The organism is Bordetella sp., assembly GCF_057362025.1.
Genome location: NZ_JBMQQZ010000004.1, coordinates 1 through 11,638 on the forward strand (window position 1 = coordinate 1; position 11,638 = coordinate 11,638).

Sequence of the window (11,638 nt, forward strand, 5' to 3'; positions counted from 1 at the left end):
CCGGGCCGCCCCAAGGCAAAAAGCCCCCTCGGGGGGCAGCAAGCCGGCTTGCCGGCGCAGCGTGGGGGCCCTTTTTGCCGCCGGGCCGCCCCAAGGCAAAAAGCCCCCTCGGGGGGCAGCAAGCCGGCTTGCCGGCGCAGCGTGGGGGCCTTTTTTGTAACGGCAGCTTATCCGTAATAACCATTACATCGCGTGGAGTTCGAGCCCGGCTCCCTGGGGCGCCTTGCGCACCCGAAAGCATCCTATAACCCCCAGGAATAGCCGTAGTCATTTAGCGACCTTGACGCTATAGACATGCCGATCTACCTTGCGACCGTCGCGACTCCACATGCGGCCTTCAAGGGGAATCATGAAACGTCCTGTCCTGTCCGTCCTCGCCATCGCCCTGCTCGCACTGGGCGCTACCGCCAACACGCCGGCCAGCGCCGCCGACAGGCCGGAACTGCGCATCAGTTCCGGCGCCGCCGACAACGCGACGCTGGACCCGCATCGCGCCACATCCACAGTGGACAAGGGCGTGGTCTCCGAGATGTTCAACGCGCTGGTGCGCTTCCCGCCCGGCAGCGCGGATCCGAAGGCGCTGGAGCCGGACCTGGCCACCAGCTGGGAGTCGTCGCCAGATAGCAAAATCTGGACCTTCCATCTGCGCAAGGGCGTGCAATTCCACGGCGGCTACGGCGAGCTGAAGGCCGCCGACGTGGTCTATTCGCTGCAACGCGCGGCCGATCCGAAGCGGTCCAGCTTCGCGTCCACCTTCGATGTGCTGGACAAGGTCGAGGCGGTGGATGACTACACCGTGCGCGTCACGCTGAAGTACCCGGACGCCGCCTTCCTGGGCCGCGTATCGAACTACCATGGCGGCAATATCGTCAGCATGAAGGCTGCCGAAAAGCTGGGCGACAAGTTCGGCGCGAGCCCCATCGGCACCGGCCCCTACGCGTTCGCCGAGCATGTCACGCAGCAGTACGTCAAACTGGTGGCCAACGACGCGTATTTCCGTGGCAAGCCCAAGGTCGGCGCCATCGTCTACCGCATGATTCCTTCGGACAGCGCCCGCGAACTGGCCTTTACCTCCGGCGAAATCGACATCATGCAGGGCAAGCGCGAACAACGCTGGGTCGAACGCTCGGCCAAGCGCGGGATGAAGGTCGACATCTTCGATCCCGCCGAATTCCGCACGCTGCACATCAACCGCACCATCAAGCCGCTGGACAACCTGAAAGTGCGCCAGGCCATCGCGGCCGCCGTCAACGTCGACGAGATCGTGCGCTACGCCGGCAAGGACGTGGCGGACAAGGGCTGTTCGGTGGTGCCCAACGGCTATCTGGGCGAGGACTGCAGCGCCGGCGCCTATACCTACGACGTGGCCAAGGCCAAGAAGCTGCTGGCCGAGGCGGGCTTTCCCAACGGCATCGAAATCAAGTCCGTGGTGTCGAACATTTCGGCCCAGCAGCCCATCATGGAAATCATCCAGGCGCAACTGGCCAAGGCCGGCATCAAGCTGGATATGGAAGTCGTGGACCACGCGACGTATCAAGCGAAAAGCCGCAAGGACCAGAGCGCCCTGGTGTTCTACGGTGCGGCGCGCTTTCCCAACGCGGATGCCTACCTGAGCGAGTTCTACGATTCGTCCGCGGCGATCGGCGCGCCCGCGGCGCAGTCGAACTTCTCGCATTGCGCGGTGGCCGATGACGATATCCGCGCCGCCCGCAAGGAGCCGGATACCAAGAAACAACTGGCCTTGTGGAAAGACGCGCAGATCAAGATCCATAACGACGTCTGCGCCATTCCGCTGTTCGGCCTGAAGCAGGTCTGGGCCCACGGTAACGGCGTCGACTACGGCTATGCCCTGAAAGGCGCGCTGAACCTGCAGCCGCCGGTCACGGAGGCAACCACAGTCAAACGCTAGGGCCCTGGTCCGCGCGCGGCGCGATCAGCCGCGCGCCTTGCGCACATCGCGCGGGACCTGCGCGGCGACCTCGCGCGCGGCCGCCACGAAACCCTCGACCAGGCCGGCGTTGCGCGACGCCCGCATCGTGCACAACTGGAAGTGGAACTGCACTTCCGGGTCGAAACGCCGCAACACGAGACGATTCTGAAAGCCATCGGCAAACAGCGGATGAAACAAGGACACGCCCAGGCCCGCCGCCACGAACTCGCATGCGGTCGGCGCCGTATTGGTATCCAGCACCACGTTCAGGCGGACGCCTGTCCGGTCAAATGCCGACTGCACCAGCTGGTGCGTCTGGCTGTCGGCGCCGAAGGCGATGAAAGGCAGGCCGGCCAGGTCCGGGGCGCGGATCACGCGCTTGCGCGTCAGTTCGTGGTTGACGGGCAAGGCGCACATCAAGGGCTGACGGAACATCGGCTCGCGGTCGATATACGGGTTGTCGACCCGGCTGCCGACCAGCGCCACATCGATCTGCCGGGTGGCCAGCCAATCTGCAAGGAACTGCGAGCCACGGGTCTGGATGTTGACGCGCACGTCGGGATGATGGCGCAGGAAGGTCATGGTCACGCGACGAATGAAGGAACCCGACAGCGCGGGCAGCACGCCGACGAACAGGGTGCGCTGCTCGTCGCGGCGTATCGAATCGACTGCCTGCTCGACCTGCCGCAAGCCGGTGAAGATGCGGTCGATTTCCTCGTACAACCGCATGCCGTGCGGCGTGACGGCCAGCTTGCCGCGCACGCGGTCGAACAGATGCAGGCCGCTGTCGGCTTCCAGGTGCGCCAGCAGCTTGCTGACCGCCGGCTGCGAGACGCCCAGCACCGTCGCAGCCTGGCTGACCGTGCCGTGCTCGATCACCGCCTTGAACGCCTCGATCTGCCGAAGATTCAGTGTTTCCGCCACGTATACACCCCTATAACCCTGCCGAAATGGCCGCGCGCCTGCGGCGCTTCGGGTTATAGCTTAACCGCGACCGGGAAAATCGCATGAACCGCGAGTACGACTTCATCGTCGCCGGTGCCGGCATGGTCGGCTCCGCCATTGCCATGGGCCTGGCGGGCCAGGGAAAACGCGTACTCCTGCTCGACGGCGCCGATACCGACTACCGCGCGGCCAAGGCCAACTTCGGCCTGGTCTGGGTGCAGGGCAAAGGCTACGGCAATATCCCTTATCAGCGGCTGTCTCACGAGGCGGCGCGCCTGTGGCCGGACCTCGCCCGCGACCTGGAACGCGAAACGGGCATCATGTTGCAGTACGAGAATCGCGGCGGCCTGCATTTCTGCCTGGGCGACCACGAATTCGAGGACCGCGCCAGGCGCATGGCGCAATGGGATGCCAATACCCCGGAGCTGCCGGACTGCATCGAGATGCTGGACACCGGCGAGCTCGCGCGGCGCTTCCCGGCCCTGCGCCTGGGCAGCGCGGTCACCGGCGCCAGCTTTTGCAGCCAGGACGCCCACCTGAATCCGCTGCGCCTGCTGGCCGCGCTGCAGAGCGCCTTCCTGCGGCGCGGGGGCGTGCTCCTTAGCCGGCATCCCGTGCAGGCCATCGAACCGCAGGCCGGCGGCGGCTTCCTGGTCAATGCCGGCGGCGCACGCCACGCCGGCGCCAGCGTCGTGATCGCGGCGGGCCTGGGCTCCAGCGCCCTGGGCGGCATGGTGGGACTGGACGTGCCGCTGCGACCCCAGCGCGGCCAGCTGCTGGTCACCGAGCGCCTGGCTCCCCTGCTGCCGTTGCCGGCCAGCGGCGTGCGGCAGACCGGCGAAGGCACGGTCATGATCGGCGTCACCCAGGAGGAAGTCGGCTACGACCTGAACACCACCACCGACGCAGCCGCCCGCATGAGCCGCAAGGCCCTGCGGGTGCTGCCCGACCTGGCCGGCGCGCGCCTGGTGCGCCATTGGGCCTGCCTGCGCGTCATGACTCCCGACGGCCGACCGGTGTATGCCGGCTCGGCCCAGTATTCCGGCGCGTGGACCGCGCTTTGTCATTCCGGCGTCACGCTGGCGTCCTTCCACGCGGGGCCGCTGGCTCGCGCGCTGGACGGCGGCGCGCTGCCGGCCTCTCTGGATGCCTTTCACCATGAGCGCTTCGATGTTTCGCAAGCTGCATGAACCCGGCGCGCAGGCGCTGAAGGTCTACATAGACGGCGAGGCCGTATCCGCCGAGCCCGGCGAAACCGTGGCCGCGGTACTGCTGCGGCAGCAGACGCCCGCCACGCGCACCACCCCCGTGCAGGAAAGCCCGCGCGCGCCCTACTGCATGATGGGCGTGTGTTTCGACTGCCTGGCCATCGTCGATGGCGTGGCGTCGACCCAGACCTGTCTGGTCCCGGTACGCGAAGGCATGCAGGTACAGCGCCAGTTCGGCAAGCGGAGCGTGCTGCCATGATCCGCGAATTCGATGTGGTGATCGTGGGCGCGGGCCCCGCCGGCATGAGCGCCGCCATCCGGCTGCGCGGGAACGGCATGGCCGTGCTGGTGGTGGACGAACAGCCCGCGCCGGGCGGCCAGATCTGGCGCGCCGTGGAAACCGTGGCCGCCACGCCGGTGGGCGGGCTGCTGGGCGACGAATACCGCGCCGGCGCGGCGCTGGCGGAGTCCTTCCGCCGCTGCGGCGCCGTCTACGAGCCAGGCACGCAGGTGTGGCAGATCGAGCCGGACTGGCACGTGTACATGACCCGCGCGGGCCGCGCCGAGGTCGTGCGCGCCGCCCAGGTGCTGCTGGCCACCGGCGCACAGGAACGCCCCAATCCCTTCCCCGGCTGGACACTGCCCGGTGTGCTGACCGTGGGCGCGGCGCAGATCCTGTTGAAGACCTCGCGCCAGGTACCGTCCCAGCCGGTCTGGGTCGCCGGCAGCGGGCCCCTGGTGCTGCTTTACCTGGCGCAGCTGCTGCGCGCCGGCGGCCGCGTCGCCGGCTGGCTGGACACCTCGCCCGCCGACGGCTGGCGCCGCGCGCTGCCCTATCTGGCCGATGCGTTGCGGCGTGCCGGCGAGGTGGGCAAGGGCCTGGGCTGGCTGCGCGAACTGCGCCGCGCCGGCGTGCGCCGCATCCGCGGCGTGCGCGAGTTTCGCGCGCTGGGCGAAGGCCGCCTGCAGCAGATCGAATACACCACGCGGGACGGCCGCACGGTGCGCGCAGACGCGCACGTGTTGCTGGCCCACGAGGGCGTCGTGCCATCCATCCATATGACACGCGCGCTGGAATGCGAGCATACCTGGAGCGACCGCCAGGCCTGCCTGGCGCCCGTCCTGGACGACTGGGGCCAGACCAGCCGGACCGGTATCTATGTAGCCGGCGACGGCGCGGGTATCGGCGGGGCCACGGCGGCGACCGCGCGCGGCGAGATCGCGGCGCTGGGCATGGCGCTGCGCGCGGGGAAAATAGACGAAGCGGCAGCGGCTTCGGCGGCCGCCCCGGTGCGCCGGACCCTGGCGGACATGCTGCGCCTGCGCCCCATGCTGGACGCCATGTATCCGCCCCGGCCCGGTGTCTTCGCGCCCTCCGACGACACCATCGTCTGCCGCTGCGAGGAGCTCACCGCCGGCGATATCCGCAAGGCCGCGGACCTGGGCCAGCCCGGTCCCAACCAGATCAAATCGTTTACCCGCGCCGGCATGGGCCCTTGCCAGGGGCGCCAATGCGGGTACACCATCGCGCACATCCTGGCGGATAAACAGCGGCGGCCGGTGGCCGAAGTCGGCTTCTACCGTATCCGCCCTCCCCTCAAGCCGCTGACGCTGGGCGAACTGGCCAGCCTGGACACCGGGGACGACGCCAAATGAGCCATCGTGCCTACGATGCCGTCATCATCGGCGGCGGCCTGCATGGCCTTTCCGCCGCGCTGCACCTGGCGCGCGGCGGTGCCCGCGTCGTCGTGGTGGAAAAACACTGGGTCGGGCGCCACGCGTCCGGCGCCACTGCCGCGGGCGTGCGCACCTTGAATCGCGACCTGGGCGAACTGGACCTGTCGCTGGAAGCCATGGACATGTGGCACGGCATGGCGGGCCTGGTCGGCGACGACTGCGGCTTCCATGCGAACGGCCAGGTCTGCGTGGCGGAGAACCCGGCGGCGCTGGCGCGCCTGCAGGCGCGGGTGGACGGCCTGCGCGCGTCCGGCTACACGCACGAGGAAATCATCAGCCCCGACGAGCTGCGCCGCCTGCTGCCGGAACTGAGCACGCACTGCGTGGGCGCGTCGATCGCGCGCCGCGACGGCGCGGCCGATCCGCACCGCGCGCTGCGGGCCTTCCGCGCCAGCGCCCTGCAAGCCGGGGCGGAACTGGTGGAACATTGCGGCATCGTCGCCCTCGAACGGCGCGGCGCCGACTGGCGCATCGTCGGCGAAGGCGGCCGGGAATGGACGGCGCCGGCGGTGGTCAATGCGGCGGGAGCCTGGTCCGCGCGCATTGCCGCGCTGGTGGGCGACGATATCCCGCTGGCCACCAAATCATCGATGATGATGGTCAGCGAACGGCTGCGCCCATTCATCCGGCCGGTGGTCTCCATCATGGGACGGTCCCTATCCTTCAAGCAATCGGACCAGGGCACGCTGGTCATCGGCGGCGGCCTGCAGGGCATACCGGACCTGGACAAGGAAACCTCCACCGCGCGCATGCGCGTGCTGGCCAAGGGCGCGAAGGCGTCCACGGATCTGTTTCCCGCGGTGCGCGACATCCGCATCGTGCGCGTGTGGGCCGGACTGGAAGCCAAGACAGAAGATCTGCTGCCGGTGGTATGCCCGTCGCCCAATGCACCGGGCGTCTTCCATGCCTTCGGCTTTTCAGGGCATGGCTTCGAACTGGTTCCGGTCGTTGGCGCCGCCATGGCGGACCTGGTATTGCGCGGGCAAACCGCGCGCGCCATCCAGAACCTGGACGCGCGGCGGCTGATGCCGGGCCAGCCCAAGGACGCGGGCACGCCATGGGTAGCCGGGGCCGCGCGCACCGCCCCCGAAGCCTTGCCGGCATCCGTGCAAGGCACCGCGCAACGTACCGTGCAAGGAGCACCATCATGATGCGCTACGCCGTCAAGCGCCTGCTGCTGGCGATACCCACCCTGCTGGCCATGCTGACGGCGGTATTCGTCCTCGTCCGCCTGGTACCGGGCGATCCGGCCGCCGTCATGCTGGGCGACCAGGCCAGCGCCGCGGCGCTGGCGGCATTGCGCGAACGGCTGGGCCTGGACCAGCCCGTACAGTTGCAATACCTGCACTTCCTGCGCGACATGCTGTCGGGCAACTTCGGCGTGTCGATGGCCAGCGGTCGCACCGTGCTACAGGAAGTGGCCCTGGTACTGCCCTGGACATTGCAGCTGACCGCCGCGTCCATCCTGATCGGCGTGCTGTTCGGCCTGCCGCTGGGCATGTGGGCGGCACTGCGGCGCAACGCCTGGCCGGATTACCTGGGCCGCGTGCTGTCGTTGACGGGCCTGTCCTTTCCGGCCTTCGTCTCGGCGATCCTGATGCTGCTGGCCTTCGCCATCGAATTGCGCTGGTTCCCGGTCATCGGCAGCACGGTATCGGGCGACTGGACCGCGCAGCTGCGCGCGCTGGTGCTGCCGGCCTTCAACCTGGGGCTGATCATGACCGCTTATGTCATGCGCGTCACCCGTTCGTCCATGCTGGGCGTGATGGGCGAAGACTACGTGCGCACGGCGCGCGCCAAGGGCGTGCGCCCCTTGCGCCTGGTGCTGCGTCACGGCCTGCGCAACGCCCTGATCCCCATCGTGACCGTCGTCGGCCTGTATTTCGGCACGCTGATCGGCAACTCGGTCCTGACGGAGATCGTCTTCAACCGGCCCGGCCTGGGCAAGCTGATCCTGGGCGCGCTCAACACGCGCGACTACACGCTGCTGCAGGGCCTGATGGTGGTCTTCGCCGCCTGCGTCATCCTCGTCAACCTCCTGACCGACCTGGTGTACGGGCTGGTCGATCCCCGGGTGAAATACAAATGAGCGCCATCGCCGCCCCCGCTCCCGCCACCCGCCCCAACGCGCTATGGCAGGCCCTGCGCCGCAATCGCCTATCCTGGGTCGGCCTCGGGCTGCTGCTGCTGATCGCCCTGGTGGCCCTGCTGGCGCCGTGGATCGCGCCGCACGACCCGCTGCAGCAGAACATCGCCTATCGCCTGGACCCGCCTTCGGCGGAGTTCTGGCTGGGCACCGACAGCTACGGCCGCGACGTGCTGTCGCGCCTGATCTACGGGGCCCGCGTATCGCTGCTGGTGGGCTTCGTTGCCATCCTGATCGCGATGTCCATCGGCGCCTCGCTGGGCATCCTGGCGGGCTATGTCGGCGGATTGCTGGATCAATTCATCATGGGCCTGGTGGACGTGCTGCTGTCCTTCCCGACGCTGCTGCTGGGCTTGATGGTCGCGGCCATGCTGGGCGCCAGCCTGGAGAACCTGATCGTCGCCATCGCGATCACCGAGATCGCGCCCTTCGTGCGCGTGGCGCGGGCGCCCACCATCGCCTTGAAACAGCGCGACTTCGTCGAAGCCGGCCGGGCGCTGGGCTACGGTCCGCTGCGCCTGATGGGCGTGCATATCCTGCCCAACATGATCTCGGACGTGGTCGTGCTGGGTTCGCTGTGGATGGCGTCCGCGATCCGCACGGAAGCTTCCCTGAGCTTCATCGGCCTGGGCGTCCCGCCACCGGCGGCCACCTGGGGCGGCATGATCCGCGAGGGCTTCGAGAACATCCTGGATGCCTGGTGGCTGACCGTCTTTCCCAGTGTCGCGATCCTGCTGACGGTGCTGGCCTTGAACCTGTTGGGCGACGCGCTGCGCGACGCCATCGACCCCAAGCTGCGCTCGGAGCACTCATGACCACAACGGATGCCGTCCTGGAGCTGCGCGGCCTGCGCACGGAATTCCGTATCGGCGGCGCCTGGCACGCCGCCGTACGCGATGTCTCGCTATCGGTGGACCGGAACGAAACCCTGGCGGTCGTGGGCGAATCGGGCAGCGGCAAGAGCGTGACGGCGCTTTCGATCCTGCGCCTGCTGCCGTCCACCGGCGCCCGGCACGGCGGCGGGCAGGTATTGCTGGAAGGCAAGGACCTGGCCCCCCTGCCCGAAAAAGAGATGGCGCGCCTGCGCGGCGATGCCATTGCCATGATCTTCCAGGAGCCGATGACGTCGCTGAACCCGACGATGACCGTGGGCGACCAGATCGCCGAGGCCGTCCGCCAGCACCGCGGCATTTCCTGGCGCGAGGCGCGCGCCCTGGCGGTGCAGGCGCTGGAAGAGGTCAAGATACCGGCCGCGGCCAGCCGCTACGACGACTATCCGCACCAGTTCTCCGGCGGCATGCGCCAGCGCGTGATGATCGCCATGGCCCTGGCCTGCAAGCCCAAGGTGCTGCTGGCCGACGAACCCACCACCGCGCTGGACGTCACCATCCAGGCGCAGATCCTGAGCCTGCTGGCCGACCTGAAAACCGCGCGCGGCATGGCGGTGGTGTTCATCACGCACAACCTGGGCGTGGTGGCGCAGATCGCCGACCGCGTGGCCGTCATGTACGCCGGCGAGGTCGTCGAAACGGCCGACGTCGACACTTTGTTCGCGCGGCCCACGCATCCCTATACCGAAGCCCTGCTGCGCGCCATGCCGCGCGTGGATACCGACGCCGAGTCGCTCGAACCCATCGCCGGCAGCGTGCCGCCCATCACGGCCATCCCGCCGGGCTGTGCCTATGCGCCGCGCTGTCCGTTGCGGCAGCCCCGGTGCGACACGGCACGTCCCGCGCTGGAAGCCGTCGACGGCGCGCACCAGGTGCGCTGCCTGGTGCGCGCGCCATCGAAAGGACAGTCATGAACAGCACCCATACGCCTGTGCGGAACGACGAGCCGCACGCCCCCCTGCTCCAGGTAAACGGCCTGGTGAAGCACTTCCGCAGCGGCGGCGGCTGGCTGGGCGGGCGCCGGCAAACCGTCCACGCCGTCAATGGGGTGTCCTTCGACGTCGGCCGCGGCCAGTCCCTGGGGCTGGTGGGCGAATCCGGTTGCGGCAAATCCACCGTGGCACGCATGCTGCTACGCCTGATCGACCCCGATGCGGGCAGCATCCGCTTCGAGGGGCAGGACCTGGCGACCGCCGGCACCGCGCAACTGCGCGCGCTGCGCCAACGCATGCAGATCGTTTTCCAGGACCCCTATGCGTCGCTGAACCCGCGGCGGACGGTGCGGCAGACGCTGGCCGAACCGCTGCGCGTGCATGGCCTGGGCGATGCCGCCACGATCGACGCCAAGGTATCGCGCACCATCCAGGAAGTCGGGCTGCCGCTGTCCGCGCTGGACCGCTATCCACATGAATTTTCCGGCGGCCAGCGCCAGCGCATCGGCATCGCGCGCGCGCTGGTGCTCGATCCGCAATTGATCGTTGCCGACGAACCGGTATCGGCGCTGGACGTATCGGTGCAGGCGCAGATCCTGCAGCTGCTGGAACGCCTGAAGCGCGAACGCGGACTGTCCTTCGTGTTCGTGTCGCACGACCTGGGCGTGGTCCGGCATTTCTGCGATACGGTGTGCGTGATGTACCTGGGGCGCGTGATCGAACAGGGTCCCACCCGTCAGATACTGGACGCACCGCGGCACCCCTACAGCCGGGTGCTGCGCGACTCGTCTCCGGTGCCGGACCCGCGCGCCCGCATCGCGCTGGCGAAAATCAGCGGCGAAATCCCCGCGCCGACCAACCTGCCGGCGGGCTGCACGTTTCATCCGCGCTGCGCTAACGTGCGTCCCGATTGCGCCATGCACATACCGGAGCTGACGCACCGCTCGGGCGCGGCGGATCGGGTCGTGGCTTGCTTTTATCCGCTGGCGCCGGCGCAATAGCAAGCCGCTCGGGAACCGGGCAATCGGCTCAGACCTCGCCCAGGCGCATCAAGCGCCGGATCCGGTCCCGCTCCACCCGCAACATGGGGACAAGTTCGCCTTCGATGCGGGGCAGCGGGTATTCGTCGTCGTTCACCGAAAGCCCCAGCGACAGGCGGCGTGTATCGCCGTTGAACAGCGCTATGCCCACGGTGGTGACCTTGCGGTCCGAGTAATGGGCGATGGCCCACCGGTCTTCGGCCAGGTCCAGCGCCGAATACAAGGCGCTGTCGCGCGGCAGCGAACTGCCCACGCGCAGGTTGACCACCACGATCTTGCGCCGCTCTCCGTCGGAACTGGCGCGGGCGATGATGATGACCTCGTCCCTGCTCTTTTCCCCGATATTCACCGTGCCATTGCACCGGTTGGCCAACTCCTGCAGCGATGACTGAATGAACTCATTCACGCCTGTGTTGGCCAGCGCCGCGAAGCCGATCTCCAACAGTTGCGGCGTCAGCGACCACAGCGTGCCTTCCTTGCGCACATAGCCTTCCCCCTGCAGCGTGTTCAAGAGCCGCAGCACGGTGGAATGGGGCAGATCCGCCGCCTTGGACAACGCAGTTAGGGATTGCCCTGGGCCGCCGCGAAAACCCCGCAGAACCGCTAGACACCTCTGGACCGACCTATTATCATTCATTTGACCACTGCATGAAATTGTTGTTCATCTAGTGAACATTTTAGCCGGCTTGCCCGCGCATGGCAAGCCGCGACGATGTTCCGCAACGCGGATCGGGGGCAGCATGGGGTACAGGGTAGGCGTCGATATCGGCGGCTCTTTCACGGATTTCGCTGTCTTCGACGAAGACAGCG

General features: G+C 68.1%; 11 protein-coding genes. 9 read left to right on the top strand and 2 right to left on the bottom strand.

The window, feature by feature from the left end; genetic code table 11:
* Window positions 1-349: 349 nt before the first annotated feature.
* Entirely contained in the window at window positions 350-1,909 is a 1,560-nt protein-coding gene (locus tag ACO1P8_RS02445) for an ABC transporter substrate-binding protein (protein ID WP_486294346.1), read from the top strand.
* Between the two features lie 24 nt (window positions 1,910-1,933).
* Here the strand turns inward: ACO1P8_RS02445 and ACO1P8_RS02450 are convergent, their stop codons facing one another.
* Window positions 1,934-2,854 carry a LysR family transcriptional regulator gene (locus ACO1P8_RS02450; protein WP_486294347.1) on the bottom strand — a complete coding sequence of 307 codons (921 nt, stop codon included), beginning with the start codon at window positions 2,852-2,854 and terminating at the stop codon, window positions 1,934-1,936.
* 83 nt (window positions 2,855-2,937) lie between these two features.
* Here ACO1P8_RS02450 and ACO1P8_RS02455 point away from each other — a divergent pair, with 83 nt between their 5' ends.
* Genes ACO1P8_RS02455 through ACO1P8_RS02490 form a run of 8 tightly spaced genes read left to right on the top strand, consistent with a single transcriptional unit; the run spans window position 2,938 to window position 10,789 of the window.
* Window positions 2,938-4,065, top strand: a complete 1,128-nt coding sequence (locus ACO1P8_RS02455) for an NAD(P)/FAD-dependent oxidoreductase (RefSeq protein WP_486294348.1) — start codon at window positions 2,938-2,940, stop codon at window positions 4,063-4,065.
* On the top strand, window positions 4,046-4,342 hold the full coding sequence (locus ACO1P8_RS02460; protein WP_486294356.1) for a (2Fe-2S)-binding protein: 297 nt from the start codon (window positions 4,046-4,048) through the stop codon (window positions 4,340-4,342). Before ACO1P8_RS02455 ends, ACO1P8_RS02460 begins: the two co-directional genes overlap by 20 nt.
* Entirely contained in the window at window positions 4,339-5,739 is a 1,401-nt protein-coding gene (locus tag ACO1P8_RS02465; protein WP_486294349.1) for an FAD-dependent oxidoreductase, read from the top strand. The genes ACO1P8_RS02460 and ACO1P8_RS02465 overlap by 4 nt, the downstream gene beginning before the upstream one ends.
* Window positions 5,736-6,971, top strand: coding sequence for an NAD(P)/FAD-dependent oxidoreductase (locus ACO1P8_RS02470; RefSeq protein ID WP_486294350.1), 1,236 nt, complete (start codon window positions 5,736-5,738; stop codon window positions 6,969-6,971). Before ACO1P8_RS02465 ends, ACO1P8_RS02470 begins: the two co-directional genes overlap by 4 nt.
* On the top strand, window positions 6,968-7,909 hold the full coding sequence (locus tag ACO1P8_RS02475; protein ID WP_486294351.1) for an ABC transporter permease: 942 nt from the start codon (window positions 6,968-6,970) through the stop codon (window positions 7,907-7,909). Before ACO1P8_RS02470 ends, ACO1P8_RS02475 begins: the two co-directional genes overlap by 4 nt.
* Complete coding sequence (locus ACO1P8_RS02480; protein ID WP_486294352.1) at window positions 7,906-8,781, top strand: ABC transporter permease; 876 nt, start codon at window positions 7,906-7,908, stop codon at window positions 8,779-8,781. The genes ACO1P8_RS02475 and ACO1P8_RS02480 overlap by 4 nt, the downstream gene beginning before the upstream one ends.
* A complete protein-coding gene (locus tag ACO1P8_RS02485) occupies window positions 8,778-9,770 on the top strand; it encodes an ABC transporter ATP-binding protein (RefSeq protein ID WP_486294353.1) in 993 nt (330 codons plus the stop codon). The genes ACO1P8_RS02480 and ACO1P8_RS02485 overlap by 4 nt, the downstream gene beginning before the upstream one ends.
* Window positions 9,767-10,789: an ABC transporter ATP-binding protein gene (locus tag ACO1P8_RS02490; RefSeq protein WP_486294354.1), complete on the top strand. Its 1,023-nt coding sequence runs from the start codon at window positions 9,767-9,769 to the stop codon at window positions 10,787-10,789. The genes ACO1P8_RS02485 and ACO1P8_RS02490 overlap by 4 nt, the downstream gene beginning before the upstream one ends.
* Window positions 10,790-10,817: 28 nt before the next feature.
* Here the strand turns inward: ACO1P8_RS02490 and ACO1P8_RS02495 are convergent, their stop codons facing one another.
* Window positions 10,818-11,465: an IclR family transcriptional regulator gene (locus ACO1P8_RS02495; protein ID WP_486294355.1), complete on the bottom strand. Its 648-nt coding sequence runs from the start codon at window positions 11,463-11,465 to the stop codon at window positions 10,818-10,820.
* Between the last annotated feature and the right edge of the window lie 173 nt (window positions 11,466-11,638).